The organism is Aquirufa sp. A-Brett2-15D, from assembly GCF_054558735.1.
Map to the genome: position 1 here is coordinate 334744 of NZ_JBSKFT010000002.1, position 17932 is coordinate 352675.

21 protein-coding genes are annotated in these 17932 nt (G+C 40.9%); 12 read left to right on the forward strand and 9 right to left on the reverse strand.

Annotation, left to right across the window (positions count from 1 at the left end):
• From ACST14_RS06665 to ACST14_RS06680, 4 genes are all read right to left on the reverse strand, one after another.
• Complete coding sequence (locus ACST14_RS06665) at positions 1 to 1002, reverse strand: beta-ketoacyl-ACP synthase III (protein WP_459461852.1); 1002 nt, start codon at positions 1000 to 1002, stop codon at positions 1 to 3.
• Between the two features lie 5 nt (positions 1003 to 1007).
• Positions 1008 to 1952: a phosphate acyltransferase PlsX gene (plsX, locus tag ACST14_RS06670; RefSeq protein WP_459461854.1), complete on the reverse strand. Its 945-nt coding sequence runs from the start codon at positions 1950 to 1952 to the stop codon at positions 1008 to 1010.
• A gap of 126 nt (positions 1953 to 2078) precedes the next feature.
• Positions 2079 to 2270 carry a 50S ribosomal protein L32 gene (rpmF, locus tag ACST14_RS06675; RefSeq protein WP_130895023.1) on the reverse strand — a complete coding sequence of 64 codons (192 nt, stop codon included), beginning with the start codon at positions 2268 to 2270 and terminating at the stop codon, positions 2079 to 2081.
• 14 nt (positions 2271 to 2284) lie between these two features.
• On the reverse strand, positions 2285 to 2821 hold the full coding sequence (locus ACST14_RS06680) for a YceD family protein (RefSeq protein WP_459461856.1): 537 nt from the start codon (positions 2819 to 2821) through the stop codon (positions 2285 to 2287).
• 88 nt (positions 2822 to 2909) lie between these two features.
• Between ACST14_RS06680 and ACST14_RS06685 the strand changes: the two genes are divergently transcribed.
• Both ACST14_RS06685 and ACST14_RS06690 read left to right on the forward strand, forming a co-directional pair.
• Positions 2910 to 3527: a phosphatase PAP2 family protein gene (locus ACST14_RS06685; RefSeq protein ID WP_459461858.1), complete on the forward strand. Its 618-nt coding sequence runs from the start codon at positions 2910 to 2912 to the stop codon at positions 3525 to 3527.
• The gene (locus ACST14_RS06690; protein ID WP_459461860.1) at positions 3505 to 5118 is read left to right on the forward strand and encodes an ArnT family glycosyltransferase; all 1614 of its coding nucleotides are present in this window, start codon (positions 3505 to 3507) and stop codon (positions 5116 to 5118) included. The genes ACST14_RS06685 and ACST14_RS06690 overlap by 23 nt, the downstream gene beginning before the upstream one ends.
• A gap of 4 nt (positions 5119 to 5122) precedes the next feature.
• Here ACST14_RS06690 and ndk read toward each other — a convergent pair whose 3' ends face one another.
• Complete coding sequence (gene ndk, locus ACST14_RS06695) at positions 5123 to 5533, reverse strand: nucleoside-diphosphate kinase (protein WP_459461862.1); 411 nt, start codon at positions 5531 to 5533, stop codon at positions 5123 to 5125.
• Between the two features lie 70 nt (positions 5534 to 5603).
• Between ndk and ACST14_RS06700 the strand changes: the two genes are divergently transcribed.
• The 10 genes from ACST14_RS06700 (at position 5604) to ACST14_RS06745 (ending at position 15736) form a co-directional block, all read left to right on the forward strand.
• The gene (locus ACST14_RS06700) at positions 5604 to 6632 is read left to right on the forward strand and encodes a DHH family phosphoesterase (protein ID WP_459461864.1); all 1029 of its coding nucleotides are present in this window, start codon (positions 5604 to 5606) and stop codon (positions 6630 to 6632) included.
• Positions 6633 to 6642: 10 nt separating this feature from the next.
• Positions 6643 to 7482, forward strand: coding sequence for an FKBP-type peptidyl-prolyl cis-trans isomerase (locus ACST14_RS06705; RefSeq protein ID WP_459461866.1), 840 nt, complete (start codon positions 6643 to 6645; stop codon positions 7480 to 7482).
• Between the two features lie 4 nt (positions 7483 to 7486).
• Positions 7487 to 8332 (forward strand): FKBP-type peptidyl-prolyl cis-trans isomerase, encoded by an 846-nt coding sequence (locus ACST14_RS06710; RefSeq protein ID WP_459461868.1) that lies wholly within the window; start codon positions 7487 to 7489, stop codon positions 8330 to 8332.
• Position 8333: 1 nt separating this feature from the next.
• The gene (locus tag ACST14_RS06715) at positions 8334 to 9212 is read left to right on the forward strand and encodes an FKBP-type peptidyl-prolyl cis-trans isomerase (protein WP_459461870.1); all 879 of its coding nucleotides are present in this window, start codon (positions 8334 to 8336) and stop codon (positions 9210 to 9212) included.
• Positions 9212 to 9811 (forward strand): RdgB/HAM1 family non-canonical purine NTP pyrophosphatase, encoded by a 600-nt coding sequence (gene rdgB, locus ACST14_RS06720; protein WP_459461872.1) that lies wholly within the window; start codon positions 9212 to 9214, stop codon positions 9809 to 9811. Before ACST14_RS06715 ends, rdgB begins: the two co-directional genes overlap by 1 nt.
• Positions 9812 to 9867: 56 nt before the next feature.
• Positions 9868 to 12387: a DUF5686 and carboxypeptidase-like regulatory domain-containing protein gene (locus ACST14_RS06725; RefSeq protein WP_459461875.1), complete on the forward strand. Its 2520-nt coding sequence runs from the start codon at positions 9868 to 9870 to the stop codon at positions 12385 to 12387.
• A 102-nt stretch (positions 12388 to 12489) separates the two neighbouring features.
• A complete protein-coding gene (gene plsY / locus ACST14_RS06730; RefSeq protein ID WP_459461877.1) occupies positions 12490 to 13134 on the forward strand; it encodes a glycerol-3-phosphate 1-O-acyltransferase PlsY in 645 nt (214 codons plus the stop codon).
• Between the two features lie 20 nt (positions 13135 to 13154).
• On the forward strand, positions 13155 to 14525 hold the full coding sequence (locus tag ACST14_RS06735) for a dipeptidase (protein WP_459461879.1): 1371 nt from the start codon (positions 13155 to 13157) through the stop codon (positions 14523 to 14525).
• A 1-nt stretch (position 14526) separates the two neighbouring features.
• Positions 14527 to 15351 carry an N-acetylmuramic acid 6-phosphate etherase gene (murQ, locus tag ACST14_RS06740; RefSeq protein ID WP_459461881.1) on the forward strand — a complete coding sequence of 275 codons (825 nt, stop codon included), beginning with the start codon at positions 14527 to 14529 and terminating at the stop codon, positions 15349 to 15351.
• 58 nt (positions 15352 to 15409) lie between these two features.
• Entirely contained in the window at positions 15410 to 15736 is a 327-nt protein-coding gene (locus tag ACST14_RS06745; protein WP_459461883.1) for a c-type cytochrome, read from the forward strand.
• Between the two features lie 69 nt (positions 15737 to 15805).
• Here ACST14_RS06745 and ACST14_RS06750 read toward each other — a convergent pair whose 3' ends face one another.
• The 4 genes from ACST14_RS06750 to ACST14_RS06765 form a co-directional block, all read right to left on the reverse strand.
• A complete protein-coding gene (locus ACST14_RS06750) occupies positions 15806 to 16282 on the reverse strand; it encodes a GNAT family N-acetyltransferase (RefSeq protein WP_459461885.1) in 477 nt (158 codons plus the stop codon).
• A 5-nt stretch (positions 16283 to 16287) separates the two neighbouring features.
• Positions 16288 to 16782: a DUF5606 family protein gene (locus ACST14_RS06755; RefSeq protein ID WP_459461887.1), complete on the reverse strand. Its 495-nt coding sequence runs from the start codon at positions 16780 to 16782 to the stop codon at positions 16288 to 16290.
• Positions 16783 to 16815: 33 nt separating this feature from the next.
• Entirely contained in the window at positions 16816 to 17430 is a 615-nt protein-coding gene (gene yihA / locus ACST14_RS06760) for a ribosome biogenesis GTP-binding protein YihA/YsxC (RefSeq protein WP_459461889.1), read from the reverse strand.
• 84 nt (positions 17431 to 17514) lie between these two features.
• The gene (locus ACST14_RS06765; protein ID WP_459461891.1) at positions 17515 to 17883 is read right to left on the reverse strand and encodes a four helix bundle protein; all 369 of its coding nucleotides are present in this window, start codon (positions 17881 to 17883) and stop codon (positions 17515 to 17517) included.
• Between the last annotated feature and the right edge of the window lie 49 nt (positions 17884 to 17932).

The following is a 17932-nucleotide window of genomic DNA, read 5'->3' on the forward strand; positions in this document are numbered from 1 at the left end:
TTATTTAGGGTCGTATGCCCATTTAACGTAAGCTGATCCCCAGGTGAAACCTCCACCGAAGGCTGCTAAGATCAAATTATCTCCTTTATTTAATTTGTTTTCGTAATCCCAAAGACAAAGTGGAATCGTCGCCGCCGTTGTATTTCCATAATTTTGGATATTCAACATCACTTTATCGTCACTTACACCCATTCGGCTTGCCGTCGCATCAATGATACGCTTGTTTGCTTGGTGAGGCACTAAGTATTTAATATCATCGCCAGTTAAGTCGTTACGCTTCATAATTTCTTCGGAAACATCCGCCATACGAGTCACTGCAAATTTAAATACGGATTGACCTTCTTGGCGAATATAATGCCATTTTGCTTCCACTGTTTCAATCGTAGGAGGGTAGGCGCTTCCGCCCCCTTTTTGCATTAAGGCTTCACAACCATCTCCATCTGATTTTAGGATAAAATCTTGCACCCCTAGACCTTCGAAATTAGGCTCTAACATCACGGCACCAGCGCCATCCCCAAAAAGAATGCACGTCGTACGATCCGTATAATCTACAATAGAAGACATTTTATCTGCTCCCACCACCACAATTTTTTTATAACGACCTGATTCAATGAAGGCAGTTCCAGCTCCTAATGCATTTAAGAAACCAGAACAAGCTGCTGCTAAATCGAAGGACGCCGTTTCCCGAATTCCTACGGCCTTACAGATAAGGTTAGACGCTGATGGGAAAAAGTAATCAGGAGTTACCGTCGCGCAGATAACCATATCTACTTCTTCTGGCTTGGTATTCGTTTTCTTCAAGAGATCCTCCACCGCTTTGGCTCCCATAAAAGACGTCCCTAGGCCTTCGCCTTTCAAAATACGTCTTTCTTTGATACCGGTACGCGAGGTGATCCACTCGTCGTTTGTGTCAATGATTTTTTCTAATTCTTGGTTCGTCAGCACATAATCCGGTACATATCCTGCGACTCCGGTAATGGCTGCACTTATTTTTTGGCTCATATTAATTATTGGTTCTCGATAGCGGCTTTAATTTTTCCGCAAACATCTGATTCTACGACGGATTTACATAATTTGATCATGTTTTGTATGGCCAAAGGACTCGAAGACCCATGTGCAATAATTACATTCCCATTAATCCCGATAATCGGGCTACCTCCGTATTTTTCGTAATTCGTATTCTCTATAAATTCATTCATGATTCCTTGGTCTTTCATGATCTTGTAAAGGGATTCTCCCATCTTCAAAATAATGTTTCCCGTAAATCCGTCCGTCACAATAACATCCGCTTTATTCTTAAAGAAGTCTTTTCCCTCTAAATTTCCAATAAAGTTAATCTTCTTATTTTCTTTTAAAAGGGCATGCGTCGCTAAGGTAAGGATATTTCCTTTTTGCTCTTCTTCTCCGATACTCATCAAGCCCACGCGTGGAGATTTTTTTCCAGTCGTAGCTTCAAAATACACAGAGCCTAAAAGGGCAAATTGATCTAACATCTCAGGCTTGCAATCTGCATTCGCGCCAATATCCAACATTAACGCATAGGTCCCGTCCTCCTGAGGTACGAAACCGGCGATTGCTGGGCGAGAAATTCCTTCGATAGTTTTTACGGAAAATAAAGATCCGACCATCATAGCGCCGGTATTTCCTGCAGAAGCAAAGACGTCTGCTTTGCCCTCTTTTAAAAGATGAAACCCAACTCCGATACTGGAATTGGGTTTTTGAGATAATGCCTTGGTCGGATGTTCCCCCATTTCAATTACTTGATCCGCAGGAATGATAACAATTTGCTTGCCAGCATAACCCTGTTTTTCTAGTAATTGCTCGATGGTGTCTTTAGGACCTACGGCTAATATAGTGTCGTCGTTTGAAAGACTAGATAACGCTAAAAGTATTCCTTTAATTACTGCTTCCGGGGCATAATCCCCGCCCATCACATCAACGGCTATTTTCATTCAATTGTGTTTAATTACTAAAGCTTTTGGCAAAAATAGCATTAAATTTAGTCAAAAAATAGCATTTTAACGGGATTTTTTCAGTTTCGCTGAAAAAATAGAGAAAAGCTGCAGTCTATCAGGGAATTACTTAACCGTGAATCCTTCTACGATCATTTTTCCTTTGTAGAACAAGTTACCCTCATGTACGTGTGCACGGTGGTAAAGGTGAGTTTCGCCTGTTTGTGGGTCTACTCCTAAATGCTTAGGAGTTCCGAAATCATGCGCTCTTCTTGTATCACGACGAGTAGTAGAGATTTTTCTTTTAGGATGTGCCATGGTATTGTTATTTATTAATTATTGTCTGTTAATTTTTTTAATGCTGCCCATCTAGGATCCATTTCTGGCTCCTGATCTGCTTTATTTTCTTCTGGGTCTGTTGTATAAATCAACTCGCCATCTACGTTCTCTTCTAAAGGTTTTACGAACCGAGGATGCAATTTTTTCATAGGCACCTGCAAGGCAATGAAATCAAATAAATCTTGCGATAAATCTAATTTAGGGGACTTTCTGTCTAGTAAGAACAAATTATTTCCCATGTCTTCATTGTGATCCGAGAATTTATAGATAATCTTCTCATCTACGTGAATAGGGAATTCAAATTCCTCATTCGATCGGTCGCAAATTAATTTCAAATGACCCTCAATCACCAGTCTTACCTGAATCATGGTGGCCCCTTTATCTAACGTCGCTTTTGCGTTAAATTCGCCTTTCTGAACCCATTCCTGCTCGAAAGCAGCGAAAAATGCGTCGTTCCCAGTGAAGGAATACGGGTATACTTTATCCTCTAAAGAAAGTATCGGTATCTGGTATGCTTCTAGGACGTTCATTTTCACTCTTGGGTAAAAAAGAATGCGAAATTACGAAAATATTCGAAAACAGCAATAGATGGAGATAACAAATTCGTAATTTCGGGCTATGAAGCATTGGACTCCGGCTGTTAAAGCTTTTTTAGGGATCTTTTTTATTTTTGAAGTGATAGGCTGGCTAGGAGTCAGCTCATTTACGCGTCTCGACCAGCTTCAATTTATCAATGGAAATCATTCTGCTTTGGCTGACCTAGTCTTCCAAGCACTAACTTCTATCGCAGAAGTGGTTTTACCAGTTTTGCTTCTGGTTTATCTTTTTCGTTTCAGGAAAGAATACGCATTACCTTATGTCTATTCCTACGCTTTGTCTACTGCCTTGATTCAAGGCTTGAAGCATTTCGTGTTTGCGGATTCCTTGCGGCCTTTGGCTTATTTTGCACACTCAGGAGTTAAATGGCATATCATTCCAGGTTTGCTGATCAGTGAATATAATTCGATGCCGTCCGGACACACGGGGGCCGCTTTTTTTATGTTTTTCTGGATAGCCGTTTTACTGCGCCGTTTTTCTTGGGGCTTAGTCGCGGGTTTTTTAGCCGTCGGAGTGGCCTATTCTAGAGTCTATTTATTTCAACATTTTCCGGTGGATACCCTCGTGGGTGCAGCCATCGGTACAGCGTCATCCTATTTATTTTATACCCTGATCTATGCTAAAAGCCCTTCAAAATAAACCCTATCTTTTCTGGGCTCTAGTAGGTGCAGCGATTTATATTCCCTTTTTGGGATCGACACATTTATTCGATTGGGATGAGGTGAATTTTGCAGAATCTGCCCGAGAGATGATTGTGACAGGGGATTTCTTCAGCGTCCAAATCAATTTTCAGCCCTTCTGGGAGAAGCCACCTTTATTCTTGTGGTTGCAGGCTTTGAGTTTTATAGCCTTTGATTCCTTTTCAGGGCAATCGGATATTTCGATGGAATTTGCGGCCCGTTTCCCTAATGCAGTAATTGGTATTGTGACGCTTTGCACGCTGTATGCCATCGGAAAGAAGACTTGGAATGAAAATTTTGGACACCTTTGGGCCTTTTCCTACTTAGTGGCGATCACCCCGCACGTCTATGCGAGTTCGGGGATTATCGATCCGCTTTTTAATCTGTTGATTTTTCTGGGCGTTTATTTTTTCGCTGAGTTTTTTAAGGATTCTAGCCGGTATCGCCCCGTGATTTTGGCCGGTATTTCTATTGGTTTAGCTTTATTGACTAAAGGTCCCGCTGCACTTTTACTCTGGTCCTTGACGCTATTATTTGTAGGGGTGCTGTATCGCTCACGTGTTACGAAGCGCTTATTCACCGGAGCCGTGGTCGCTGGATTGATCTCTGTTTCGTTTTTTGCCGCCTGGTATGGACTGATCGCTTATAAATTTGGTTGGCAGATTATCGAGGAGTTTTTTACGTATCAAGTTCGATTGATGACCACTGGCGATGCTGGACATGGGCAACCGTTCTACTATCACTTCGTGGTTTTGTTGTTGGGTTGTTTTCCTATCTCGATTTGGGCTGGGGCGCGCTTGTTTCGATGGAAACGAGAGGATTTAGATTTCTCTAACTGGATGAAAGTGTTGTTTTGGGTGGTCTTGATTCTATTTAGTATCGTGAAGACTAAAATTGTACACTATTCGTCGATGTGCTGGATTCCCTTAAGCTATTTTTCAGCGCTTGTTTTGCAGGAATGGCAATGGGAAGGATACCGTTGGAATTGGAAGAATTTGACCGCTATGGGATTCGTGGGGCTACTATTAGCGGTGGTTTTAGCTGCTGTACCATTGATAGGCCAAAACACAGGCGCCATTATTCCTTACATTCAAGATGTATTTGTGCAAGGTAATTTGCATGCGCCGGTTTATTGGGCAGGGTGGGAGTTTTTAATCGGGGCGGCTTACGGTGTTTCGGTGATCTATTTTTTGTTCACGAAGAAATTACACGCGCTGATGTCCAGTTCAATTGTCGTTATTATGGCGTACATGGCTGTTGTCGTCCCTAAAATTGAGGGCTATACGCAGGCCACCGTCATTGATTTTTATATCGCGAAAGTGGGCCAAAAAGTGTACATCGAACCCGTCGGATTCAAATCCTACGCCCATTTATTATACTTCCAAAAACCTGCTGGGACTCCCGCTGGAGATGTACTTTTAGCGGCCAAGAAACTGGATAGACCGGCTTTTTTTATTATGAAAGCAGATGCAGAAGACCGGTTTAAGTATCACCCTAACCTGATCTTCCTAAAAGAAGAGAATGGATTTCTCTTCTACAAACACCGCTAATTATTTAGACTCCTGGGAAGAAGAATGCGCCTTCAATGGCCGCATTTTCATCAGAATCGGATCCGTGGATGGCATTTGCCTCAATCGATTTGGCAAATAGTTGACGAAGTGTTCCTTCAGCCGCATTGGCTGGATTCGTCGAACCGATTAACTCACGGAAATCTTCTACGGCATTTTCTTTCTCCAAAATCATCGGTACGATTTCTCCCGAAGACATAAAGTCACAAAGGCTTTGGAAAAAAGGACGCGCCTGATGCACTGCATAAAATTCGCCTGCTTGCGCTGGGCTCATCTTCAGTTTTGTGATGGCTATAATTTTATATCCCGCTTTTTCAATTTGTTGAATAATGGGACCTGTGAAACCGTCTGCAACCGCATCTGGCTTGATGATTGTGAATGTTCTATTTGTTGACATGGGTATAATTTTCAACAAATTTATCTCTAACTTTGCGTTCGCCCAAATTTATTTCTGGCAAAACCATTTTATGACCTCCATCTCCGAGTTAAAATCCCAGCTAATTCCCGGCACGAAAGTCGTGATCACCGCCCATTTCAATCCGGATTCGGATGCAATTGGTTCGACACTTGCTTTTCAAGGGTATTTGGCTAAAAAAGGTATTAAGGCTACGGTGGCTGTGCCTTCTGCGGTAGCGGGTAACCTACAATGGATGCCAGGTGCGGCAGATATTTTGACTTATGATGAGCTGCTTCATAAAGTGCAAATAGATGTATTGCTAGAGGAGGCAGATTTTATTTTTTGTTTAGATTTTTCCGGCATTCAAAGACTTCATACTATGGCGCCTTTGGTGCGTAAGTCGAGGGCAAAAAAGGTGGTGATTGATCACCATTTGAATCCGGAGGACTTTGGTGATTATTATTACCATCGTACAATTGCTGCATCCACCTGCGAATTAATCTATGATTTAATCCTAGAATGGGGTGATGAGTCTTTGCTAGATACCTCCATCGGATCCTGTTTATATTCTGGTATTATGACCGATACGGGCTCATTTCGCCATCCGAATACGACGGCTCATGTGCACACAATAGTGGCAGACTTAATTCGTTTGGGTGTGAATACAAATGAGGTACATCGCAAGGTTTTCGATTCGTCTAGTATCGATCGCTTGAAATTTATTGGACACGTATTAGGCCAAAGAATGGAATACTTACCCGAGTATCACCTGGCCTTTATTTGGATAACGGCAGAGGATTTAACAAAATTTAATTCACAAGCTGGCGATACGGAAGGTATCGTAAATTATGGTTTACAAATAGCGGGTTGTGTCTGGTCTATCCTCATGATTGAGCGTCCTGATGGCGTAAAGCTATCTTTTAGATCTATTGAGCCATTTGCGGTAAACGAATTTGCGTCATCCTATTTTGAGGGAGGGGGGCATAAAAATGCATCTGGCGGACGTTTTTCTGGCGGAACTTTAGCAGATGCAAAGAAAAAACTAATGGAAGTGTTACCTTTGTATCTTTCTGAAATTAATCGAGTTAAAAATCTATAAAACTTATATCATGCGTAAACAACTAGGAGTGATTTTATTAGCGGCAATGGCACTAGCATCGTGTAACAATGTCGAAGTGGTAGACGGAGTTAAAATCCAAAAGCACGAACATGATGACAGCGCCGCTAAATTAAAAGAAGGTGATATCATTACGTTTGATTTAGTGATTAAAAATGCCGCAGATTCTACTATTAAAGATTCCCGCAAGGAAGGAAAGCCATTACAAGATTTAGTTCCTCCGGCAGCTGCTGTAGGAGCATTCAAAGGATCTTTTGAGAACGGCCTTCGTCTATTATCGGTAGGGGATAGCGCAACTATCTTTGTTCCAGTAGACAGTTTATTTAAAGATGCGAATCAACAAGTTCCTCCGTTCTTAAAGCGTGGAACTGATGTACGTTTCATTGTAAAAATCAAGAAAGCACAATCTCGTGCAGATTTTGAAAAAGACATGACTAAATTATCTGCTGAGCAAAACGCTAAAGACGCTAAATTAATTGAAGCGTATGCAGCTGGTTCAGGTAAGAAATTCACTAAAACTACGACAGGTCTTTATGCGTCTATCACTAATCCAGGAGCTGGCGAAGGTCCTAAAATGGGTGAATCATGGGAAGTGAACTATATCGGTACTTTCTTAGACGGTAAAGAATTTGATAAAGGCGCTGCCGTTGCTTTACCTCCAGTAGGCCAATTAGTTCCAGGTTTTAATGAGGCCTTATTGTTATTGAAAAAAGGAGGAAAAGGTACATTTGTGATTCCATCAGCTTTAGGTTATGGTCCACAAGGTGCTGCTCCACGTATCCCTTCGAATGCTATTTTAGTATTTGAATTAGAAGTATTGTCTAAGAAATAATTGAATGAAAGTTTTCGGATTCCTATTTATTGCCTTTTTTACGTTTTCATGCCTGTCTGATATTGCCTTAGAGGACGATGTGAAAGCGAAAGAAAACCAAACACAAATTTTAGCCTATTTTGCTGGTCAAAGTCAAACGCCATCCTCTTTAGAGAATGGAGGCTATTATTTTGTGACTAAATCGAATCCAGCAGGGGAATTAGCGACCAAAGGCGACTCGCTTTACGTACATTATGAGTTCTCTAACCTGGTAACAGGAAAGGTGCTGGATAGTACGAATCGGGCGACTAATTCTCCTTATTTTTTCCGCTATGGGTATGCTAATCCTGTTTTCGCTACCTTAATGTCTGCCTTACGTGAGGGAGAACAAGCCACCCTAGTATTACCAGGAACAGCGCAAGCTTTTCCAGATTTACCGGCTTACACACCCATGAAAGTTAAATTAAAATCTTATGTGGTTCGTACGCAAGATGATTTGATTCGGGAGTATATAGTTCGCAATGCCTTCACTGTAACGGAAACTCAAAAAGATGGTCTTCGTTATATCCGTTTGAAAGCAGGTACAGGAGATATTCCCGCTCAAGGTAAAATAGTTAAAATCAAATACATAGGACGTTTTTTAAGTTCTAGAGCTTTCGATGGCAATATGTCTCGCACGGATAGTATGAGCGTTACCATCGGTGGAACCCAGACGGTACCCGGTTTTCAAATGGGCATCGAAAAAATGCGTTTGGGGGAGAAGGCAGTGATTGTTTTCCCATCAGCGCTTGGTTATGGGGTGAATGGAAATAGTAGCATTCCTGGATTTACGCCATTAAGTTTTGAAATCTATCTCGCTAAAATTGAATAGTATGTTAAAGTATGTTGTTTTATTTTTCGCTTTGGCGATGGGTTTAACGAGTTGTTCTGTAGAGAATCCAGTAGAACTAGAGGTTTCTAAGAATGATGCAGATATTCAAAATTACCTGAAGCAGCGTAACTTAACGTATCAAAAAACGGCAGATGGAATGTATTATTCCATCGTTTCTGCCGGAGCTTCTGTCGCTCCAGCTGTGGCAGATTTAGTTACCATGCAATATAAATTGACTTTATTGGACGGCACTTTCGTTGATTCCACTTCTAAAGCTTCAAATCAGTCGAAATCGATTGTTTATGGGGTTTCACAAAGTATGTTCGCCTTGCCAGTTTCACTTATGAAGGAGGGGGACAAAGGGACGTTTTTACTGCCATCCTCACTTGCATTTGGAGGAAATACGTTTGGCAACGTTCCTGCTTATTCTGTAATAAAGGCAGAGGTCGAAGTAGTTTCTATTAAGAATGAGGCTGCCCAAATCAGTTCCATGCAAAAGACGTATAATTTTGTAAATCCAGAAAAAACCGCTTCTGGATTAGTGTTTCAAAAGATCCTTGAAAATCCTACAGGTGCCGCAGTGATTATAGGTCAGTCCATCAAAATTAATTATTTAGGTCGTTTAGGATATGGTTATATCCAAACAGATGCCAGCAATAAAGTGGTTTACGATTCGAAATTTGGTTCAGGTACCTTAACCTTCACTGCAGGTACTGGTCAATTGATTTCTGGTTTCGAGGAAACCGTATTAAAGATGAAAGTGGGGGAAAAAGCGAAAGCCATCTTGCCCTATAAAATCGCTTATGGTACGGCAGGAAACACATCTATACCAGGATATTCTCCTCTGTACTTTGAAATCGAAGTGGTTTCTGCACAATAATGCGTCCCATTCTTTATTTAGCGACCCAAAACAAGCATAAAGTCGAAGAGATTAGTGCTTTGTTGCAGGATCATTTTATCGTGCGGGATTTAAGCACGTTACCTATTACCGAAGAAATTCCTGAGACAGGTATTACCCTGGTGGAGAACTCCCTACAGAAGGCTCGTTATATTGCCGAAAAATTTCAGGTCTCTTGCCTGGCAGATGATTCTGGTTTAGAAGTGGAGGCTTTAGCGGGTGCTCCAGGAGTGTATTCTGCTCGTTATGCAGGAGTCCCTAAAAATGATCAAGCAAACCTCGAATTGCTTTTAAAGAATCTATCTGAACAGCCTAATCGCCGCGCGCGCTTTGTAACCGTCTTAACTTATTTTTACGAGGGCACTTATCATTCTTTTGAGGGAGAGATTCAGGGAGAGATTGTGGAGGCTCCTAGGGGTAACCAGGGTTTTGGATACGATCCCATTTTTCAGCCAGAAAATGAACACAGGACTTTTGCTGAAATGACTTTGGCAGAGAAGAATCATATCGCGCATCGCGCTCGTGCTTTGGAGAAATTCAAAAACTTCTTAGACGAAATACAGAAATGTGCCGACGAATAGTAAATTATTCATTTAGCCTGCTATTTTTGTAACTCTTGCATTTTAAAACCCCCTACATGAAATTGAAATTCAGCATTTTGCTGTCTCTTTTCTTATTATTCGCGGTATTGCCGGTCCTTGGTCAATTTGTGATCAAAGGTCGGGTGACTGATGCTAAAAATGGGGATCCTATTCCATTTGCCTCAGTGGGCCTAGTCGGTATTAGTCAAGGTGCTACGACAAATTTTCAAGGGGAGTTTTTATTGAATTCAAAGTATTCAGCAGACAGTCTTTTTGCCTCTTTTGTAGGCTATAAAAAGCGGGTTAAAAAAATAACGCGCGGGTCAAAAAATCAAGAAATTGATTTTCAATTAGATCCTACTGGCCGAGAAATGGCCGAAGTGATTGTTTATTCAGGTGAAAATCCGGCCTTTAAAATCCTTCGTGGCGTTATTCGTAATCGCGATACAAATGATCGTTCAAAATTGGATGCCTATGAATACGATTCCTATGCTAAGATGGAGCTCGATGTGGATAATATTTCCGAGAAGTTTAAGGAGAGAAAAGTGATGAAGGATATCGAAGCGGCGATCAAGAAATTTGAAAAAATCGCTGGTGAAGATGGCAAATTAGTGATTCCGACCTATATCTCTGAGTCATTGGGTAAGTTTTACTATTTAGAAAGTCCTAAGCGCAAAAAGGAAACGATTTTAAAGACAAATATTAAAGGTGTAGGAGTAAAAGATGGCTCCCTGATTTCCCAGCTGGTGGGGGGTAATTTAGTGGCGAATTATAATTTTTATCAAAACTTCGTCGGCTTTTTCGGAAAGGATTTTGCTAGTCCGATTGGTGAAAATTGGAAAGGGAGCTATAATTTTTATTTGGGGGATACGGTAAATGTGGATGGACACGTTTGCTACAAGATGGATTTTGATCCTAAGAATCCAATGGATCTAGTCTTTAAGGGCCAAATGTGGATCGATACCACCTCCTTTGCTTTAGTTCAAATTGATGCATTAGTAGATAAAGGGGCAAATCTTAACTTTATCGATAAGATTAAAATCTCTCAGGAATTAGAAAAAACAAGTTCAGGAGCCTGGTTGCCAGCTAGAACTCGATTCTTGATTGACCTGGAGGAAATTACCAAAGGAAGTGCCGGGATGTTGCTGAAAATGTACATTTCGAATAAGAATTTTGTGGTTAATCAGCCCCATGAAGTAGGGTTTTACGATTTAACCTCTGAGGTGGCTGAAGACGCCATGCAACCTAATCCTGATTTCTGGAAAAATGCGCGGCATGAACCCCTGAGTACGCAAGATTTAATGGCCTCTGCCTTAATTGATTCTGTTAAAAATTTACCCATTGTACGAACCTATGTAGAAATTGCGGAGCTAGTTTTAAGTGGCTATAAGAAGTTTAATGATATCGAAGTGGGCCCTTATGTTTCTAGTTTTGCCATAAATAGAATTGAGGGAGCTCGTTTTCGTTTAGGGTTTAGAACAAATGCGAATTTTGATAAGCACTGGATTTTACGAGGCAATGTAGGTTTTGGGACAAGGGATTTAGTTCCTAAATATGCCATGGAATTGAATTACCTTTTTTCTAAGAAGAAGTGGACTGTCGCTGGAATTAAGCATTCCTATGATATGGAACGGGTAGGTTTAACGCCTGAATTAATTGGGGATAATAAATTATTTTATGCCTTCACGCGTTGGGGTGCCTTCTCTGGGGCCTTCTTTAGGCGGGAATCGGAGGCATTTTTCTCCTCAGAAGTCATTAAGGGATTAACGGTAACGACCTCCTTAAATACACGTTCATTTGACCCTTTATTTCGCTTTCAATACCGATTAAACCCAGAGTTAGGGGCGTCCTCTACGGTACAAGATTATTACCAAGAAACCTTCGCAACTTTGGAATTGCGCTTTGCTAAAAATGAAACCTACATCATGAACGGAAATGAGCGGATTACGTTAGCCACTAAACGAATTCCGGTCATTACGCTGAAATACCAACATGGTTTTAAGGGTTTTATGGGAGGTGATTTCACCTATGACCGGGTTACTTTGAAGGCTTATCAAACCTTTCGTTTAGGAACATTAGGTCGTTCAGATTACACATTTACGGCGGGATATACTCCGTCTAATTTACCTGCACCTTTATTATTTCCTCATTTAGGAAATGAAACATTTTTCTTCGTGCGGTCGGCTTATTCAACCATGAGTTATTTTGAATTTGTGAGTGATCAATATGCTTCAATTCAGTATAACCATAATTTCGATGGGTTATTATTTAACCGTATTCCACTCATTAAGAAATTGAAATGGCGGTTTATAGCGTCTGGAAATATTTTGATGGGAAGCCAGCGCAAGGCAAATCAGGAAATCATGAAGGATGTTAATAGTCCATTACGTTCTAAATTCTTAGATCAGTATGCCTTTGATTCCTTAGATCCGAATAAACCCTTTGCGGAAGTGGGCTATGGAATTGATAATATTTTCAAAATTTTTAGAATTCAAGCCTTTCATCGTTTGTCTTATTTGGATCACGGAAATGCCAAAAAATTCCGGTTAATGGCTTCGATAAATTTTTCATTTTAGAACATTATGAAGAAGAAAGTTTAAACATTTCAAGAATGTTTATCATCTAGTTGATTTCATAAGTTCGAGCACCTATATTTACAAGGTTACATCAATTCTATTATGATATTAATTCTCGTGGGACTCTCCATATTAAGTTACCTGTTAGGTTCCATACCGACGGCAATTTGGTATGGCGATAGATATCATGGTATTGATATTAGACAACATGGAAGTGGTAATGCGGGCGCAACGAACACTTTTCGTGTATTAGGTAAAAAAGCCGGTTCAATCGTGCTTTTTGTGGACGCCTTGAAAGGTTTTGCCGCCGCTAGTCTAGCCACGGTAATGTATACGTTTGGATTCGTGGATTGGCAAACTTGTATTACCTTAAAGATCTTATTTGGATTCTTAGCTATAATTGGTCATTTGCTCCCGGTTTTCTGTGATTTCAAAGGAGGAAAAGGAGTTGCCACCACTTTAGGAATGGTTATCGCATTGCATCCGCAAGCGGCCTTGGCTAGTAGCCTTGTCTTTTTACTTGTTTTTGGGTTTTCGCATTATGTCTCTTTAGGATCGATGATAACTTCGTTAATCTTTCCTCTATTGCTTCAGTTTGGCGTTTTTGGGAAAGAAGAACCTATTTTGATCTATTTTGGTTTTATTATATCCTTCTTAGTGATATTCACGCACCGTAAAAATATCGGTCGAATTATTTCAGGAACGGAAAATCGGATGTATCTTATTCCTCGAAAAGGCCGTTTATAGCCATTCAATTTCAATTTACTATGCAATCAACACACGAATTTATTGCCGCTCAAAAGGATCGGTTTTTAGCGGAGCTATTAGATCTATTACGAATTCCATCTGTTTCTGCGGATCCAGCTTATGCCGGGGATGTTCGAAAAGCGGCGGAATGGGTAGCAGACAATCTACGAAAGGCTGGAGCCGATCATGTTCGACTAGAAGAAACACCTGGTTTTCCGATTATATATGGTGAAAAAATGGTGGATCCTGCGGCTCCTACCGTTTTAGTTTATGGACATTACGATGTACAGCCTGCTGATCCTTTAGAGCTTTGGGATAATCCTCCTTTTGATCCTGTGATTAAAGACGGCGTTATTTATGCACGTGGTGCTTGCGACGATAAGGGGCAAGTATTTATGCATGTGAAGGCCTTTGAATCGATGCTGGCATCTGGCAATCTTTCGTGTAATGTGAAATTCATGATTGAAGGGGAAGAGGAGATTGGATCTGATAACCTGGGGAACTTTGTGGCAGCGAATAAAGCATTATTAATGGCGGATGTGATCTTGATTTCTGACACGTCGATTATCGCGAATGATATTCCTTCACTCGACGTTGGTTTACGCGGTTTGAGCTATATGGAAGTAGAATTGCAGGGGCCTAACCGCGATTTACACTCCGGTGTTTATGGTGGTGCGGTGGCGAATCCGGTAAATATTTTATGCCAAATGATCGCCTCCATGCACGATGAGTTCAACCATATCACGATTCCTGGTTTTTACGATGGCGTGATGGAAGTGAGCGCAGCCGATCGGGCAGCCATGGCTCAGACGCCTTTTGATTTAGACGCTTATGAAAAAGATTTAGGCATCGACACTGTTTACGGCGAGAAAGGATTTACAACATTAGAGCGTGCTTCTATCCGTCCTACTTTAGATGTGAATGGTATTTGGGGTGGTTATACGGGCGAAGGAGCTAAGACGGTTTTACCGTCCAAAGCACACGCAAAAATATCCATGCGTTTAGTGCCTAATCAGTCCTCTGCAGAAATTACCCGATTGTTTACGGAGCACTTTATTTCCATTGCCCCTAAGGGCGTAAAGGTAAAAGTGACTGCGCACCACGGGGGAGAAGCTTATTTAATGCCTACGGATAGTATTGCGTTTAAAGCGGCATCGGACGCGATGACGACAACTTTCGGTAAAATGCCTGTTCCTACGCGTGGGGGTGGAAGTATTCCGATCGTGGCCTTGTTCGAAAAGGAGTTAGGGATTAAATCTATTTTGATGGGTTTTGGCCTAGATTCTGATGACATTCACTCGCCTAACGAGCATTATGGCTTATTTAATTTTTATAAGGGAATAGAAACGATTCCTCATTTCTTCCAAAACTTCGCAGATTTATCGAAATAATATGGCTGAGAATTTAAGTGCTTTAGCGACAGAATCATCTTCGACTTATCAGGATTTAGAACTGCAAACGGTCGATACCATCTTGCGCCAAATCAATGCAGAGGACAAAACGGTTCCTTTTGCTGTGGAAAAGGTGATTCCGAAAATCGAGGCTTTGGTTCCTGAAATTGTGAAGCGAATGAAGCAAGGTGGTCGCCTTTTTTATATAGGAGCTGGTACCTCTGGACGCTTAGGTGTGGTAGATGCCTCTGAATGTCCTCCTACTTATGGTGTGCCGCACGATTGGGTGATTGGCATAATTGCGGGGGGAGATTCTGCTATTCGAAAGGCGGTTGAAAATGCGGAAGATGATGAAAAACAGGCTTGGATCGACATGGATGCCTATAAAATCGATAGTTTGGATACCGTTATCGGGATTGCTGCTTCTGGTAGGACGCCTTACGTTGTGGGTGGTTTACGCGATGCGAACGCGAAAGGGATTCTAACGGGTTGTATTGTGTGTAATGCAGGAAGTGTCGTAGCAGCAGAAGCACAATATCCGATCGAAGTAATCGTCGGTCCTGAATATGTGACAGGAAGTACACGTATGAAATCAGGTACGGCCCAAAAGCTAGTACTAAACATGATTTCCACCGCTGTGATGATTCAATTAGGTCGTGTGCGCGGAAATAAGATGGTTGATATGCAATTGAGCAACCATAAATTAGTGTTGCGTGCTATTCGAATGGTCTGCGAAGCGACAGGAGTAGGCGAAGAACGTGCCGCAGAACTTTTAGAAAAGCATGGAAGCGTTCGGAGCGCGGTCGATGCAATTCAAGTAAAATAAATTGGGATAATAGCGCTTTAATCGCTTAATTTGTAACATAATTAATCTAATACCTCGTATGAAAAACATATCTAAACTTATTTTAACCTTTGTATTCGGAATGATGGCTTTTGGCTTTCAAGCAAAAGCGGAAGATTTTCCAGCAGACATCAAAACTTTAATGAATAAATATGCTTGCTCTGCTTGCCATAAAGTAGATGCTCGTTTAGTGGGCCCAGCCTATAAAGATGTAGCTAAGAAGAAGTATACAGTAGATAAAATCGTTGCTTTAATTGCTAAGCCTCAACCAGCTAACTGGCCTGGATATCCTCCAATGGCTCCGATGGCTAATGTTCCTAAAGAGGATGCAGTTAAATTAGCAAAGTACATTAACTCGTTAAAATAATCGCCTTAACAGCATAAAAAAAGCCTTCGAAGAAATTCGAGGGCTTTTTGATTTTTAAGCATAGAAGTTTTAGATTTCTTTCAGCATCCAAATATCACAACCGCAATGACCGCTATTTCCTAGGGGTCCATCCAGTGAATGGAATCCAACCTTTTCGTATATAGAAACGGCTTTGGCTAATTCTGGCATTGATTCCAAGTAGACTTGGGTATAACCGGATGATTTAGCCCAGCTCATGGATTTTTCCATCAGCTCTTTGCCTAGACCAGATCCTCTCGCTTCTTTGGCTACATACAACTTAACTAATTCACAAGTTCCATCCGGTAAATTATCCGTGGGAAAAATTCCACAACCGCCTACTACCTGATTATCTTCGATAGCTACATAATAGTAGGATCTAGGTGTTCTAAAAAGCTCATATAAGGCATCCGTAGTCGGATCAAAATAAACCGTACCCGGCTTATTCGCCCCAAATTCCGCCAATGCCGCACGAATGACCTTCGCCAGTGCTTCATTATCTCCGGGTTCGATGGGCCGAATTTGCATAAATCTTATTTAGCTGCTTTTTTCGCGGCAGGCTTTTTAGTTGCTTTCTCTGCAGGTGTCTTTTCTAATTTAGGCGCCTTTTCCACCTTCACAGCCACTGGAAATAATTCAGGAGCATTAGCCGCTAAAATTAAGTACCAGCTTAAGATTTTCTTGATATCGGAAGCGAAAACGCGATCTGAATCGTAGTTAGAAACAACCTCAGCTAGGGTGCTAAATAATTCAGCATCACTCGCTTTCTTCGGTTCTATAGGTAAGATTCCATTGAATTTTGCATGTATTTGTAAGAATAAATCTGCCAAAGGTAAAGTGCTATCCTGGTGGTCATCTAAGTACAAAGAGATGTCTTTTAACACGGAAATACGTGTTTGGCCACCTACCACTGATTTTTGTTTTGCAGCGTCCAAAGTCTCTACAATCACTCCCGTGCGCGTAGGCTTTAACACTTTATACAATCCACTTTTTCCCGAGATATGGGCAACTTCATTCAATAAATCCATGTTTTTTCGCTTGTTATGGGGGCAAAATTAGTATTATTTCCCTATTCTGTAAGGGGATGTCTTAATTAATTCATCGATTGACTTTAAAATATCCTCGCGTCCTACGTGTTTCTCAGCAGAGGTAATAAACAGGGGAGGTAGCTCATCCCACATATCTAAAAGAAAGTTTTTATATACTTCGACGCTCTCATTCACCTGCTTTTGGGATATTTTATCAGCCTTCGTAAACACAATATAGAATGGAATTTCATCTTCCACCATTCGGCTCATAAATTCAATATCCACTGCCTGTGGCTTCAAACGTATATCCAACAGGACAAATAAACAAGTTAAATTCTCCCGGTGGATCAAATAATCGAAGATCATCTTTTCGAATTCCTTCCTTTTTTCTTTGCTGACTTTGGCAAAACCATAACCCGGTAAATCCACTAAAAACCATTTCTCATCAATGATGAAATGATTAATTAACTGCGTTTTTCCAGGCGTTTGTGATGTTTTAGCTAAACCCTTATGGAATGTCAATGAATTAATCAAGGACGATTTTCCCACATTAGAACGGCCAATAAAGGCGAATTCTGGGTATCGCGCAGGAGGGCAATTCTTAAAGTCAGTATTACTGGTAACGAATTTAGCGTTAATCTGAGCCATGGGGCGGGTGATGATGAGGGACAAAGGTAAGGAAATTAGTCCGAAGTCCGAAGGGAGAGAGTCCGGAGGGGATTAGTCTGAAGTCTAAAGATATTTCACTTCGTTTCTATTTAGTGATCTAGATAGGCCGTTAAGCATTTTTGAAATTTCAATTAGCTGAATATTACATTCATTGTATGCTTCGGTTGAAATGTAATTCAATTTAAAAGCTAAATAATTCATAGATCGTACTTCACTCGCTGAACCCAATGCAATAAATAAAAATCGTTTAAACTCCTTGTCCGAACTTCGATCAAACCCTTCTGCAATATTATTAGCAATAGAAACGGAAGCTCTTTGGATTTGATTTTTAAATCCCCAATCTAGGTTCTTTGTGTACAATCTATATATTTTTAGAGAATGATCGATTGATTTTTGCCAAACAAGTAGATCCTCAAATCTAGAAACTCGCATAAGTTTATTTCCTAAACGATTTTTAGGTTATCTATTGTATCAGTAACCT

Excerpts from the sequence above, each read along its gene's own strand:
- ACST14_RS06735 (WP_459461879.1), top strand. The coding sequence starts at position 13,155 with ATGCAATCAACACACGAATTTATTGCCGCTCAAAAGGATCGGTTTTTA.
- ACST14_RS06715 (WP_459461870.1), top strand. The coding sequence starts at position 8,334 with ATGTTAAAGTATGTTGTTTTATTTTTCGCTTTGGCGATGGGTTTAACG.
- ACST14_RS06755 (WP_459461887.1), bottom strand. The coding sequence starts at position 16,782 with ATGGATTTATTGAATGAAGTTGCCCATATCTCGGGAAAAAGTGGATTG.
- ACST14_RS06665 (WP_459461852.1), bottom strand. The coding sequence starts at position 1,002 with ATGAGCCAAAAAATAAGTGCAGCCATTACCGGAGTCGCAGGATATGTA.
- ACST14_RS06700 (WP_459461864.1), top strand. The coding sequence starts at position 5,604 with ATGACCTCCATCTCCGAGTTAAAATCCCAGCTAATTCCCGGCACGAAA.
- plsY (WP_459461877.1), top strand. The coding sequence starts at position 12,490 with ATGATATTAATTCTCGTGGGACTCTCCATATTAAGTTACCTGTTAGGT.
- ACST14_RS06765 (WP_459461891.1), bottom strand. The coding sequence starts at position 17,883 with ATGCGAGTTTCTAGATTTGAGGATCTACTTGTTTGGCAAAAATCAATC.
- murQ (WP_459461881.1), top strand. The coding sequence starts at position 14,527 with ATGGCTGAGAATTTAAGTGCTTTAGCGACAGAATCATCTTCGACTTAT.
- rdgB (WP_459461872.1), top strand. The coding sequence starts at position 9,212 with ATGCGTCCCATTCTTTATTTAGCGACCCAAAACAAGCATAAAGTCGAA.
- yihA (WP_459461889.1), bottom strand. The coding sequence starts at position 17,430 with ATGGCTCAGATTAACGCTAAATTCGTTACCAGTAATACTGACTTTAAG.
- ACST14_RS06710 (WP_459461868.1), top strand. The coding sequence starts at position 7,487 with ATGAAAGTTTTCGGATTCCTATTTATTGCCTTTTTTACGTTTTCATGC.
- ACST14_RS06680 (WP_459461856.1), bottom strand. The coding sequence starts at position 2,821 with ATGAACGTCCTAGAAGCATACCAGATACCGATACTTTCTTTAGAGGAT.
- ACST14_RS06745 (WP_459461883.1), top strand. The coding sequence starts at position 15,410 with ATGAAAAACATATCTAAACTTATTTTAACCTTTGTATTCGGAATGATG.
- ndk (WP_459461862.1), bottom strand. The coding sequence starts at position 5,533 with ATGTCAACAAATAGAACATTCACAATCATCAAGCCAGATGCGGTTGCA.
- ACST14_RS06750 (WP_459461885.1), bottom strand. The coding sequence starts at position 16,282 with ATGCAAATTCGGCCCATCGAACCCGGAGATAATGAAGCACTGGCGAAG.
- plsX (WP_459461854.1), bottom strand. The coding sequence starts at position 1,952 with ATGAAAATAGCCGTTGATGTGATGGGCGGGGATTATGCCCCGGAAGCA.
- ACST14_RS06685 (WP_459461858.1), top strand. The coding sequence starts at position 2,910 with ATGAAGCATTGGACTCCGGCTGTTAAAGCTTTTTTAGGGATCTTTTTT.
- rpmF (WP_130895023.1), bottom strand. The coding sequence starts at position 2,270 with ATGGCACATCCTAAAAGAAAAATCTCTACTACTCGTCGTGATACAAGA.
- ACST14_RS06705 (WP_459461866.1), top strand. The coding sequence starts at position 6,643 with ATGCGTAAACAACTAGGAGTGATTTTATTAGCGGCAATGGCACTAGCA.
- ACST14_RS06725 (WP_459461875.1), top strand. The coding sequence starts at position 9,868 with ATGAAATTGAAATTCAGCATTTTGCTGTCTCTTTTCTTATTATTCGCG.
- ACST14_RS06690 (WP_459461860.1), top strand. The coding sequence starts at position 3,505 with ATGCTAAAAGCCCTTCAAAATAAACCCTATCTTTTCTGGGCTCTAGTA.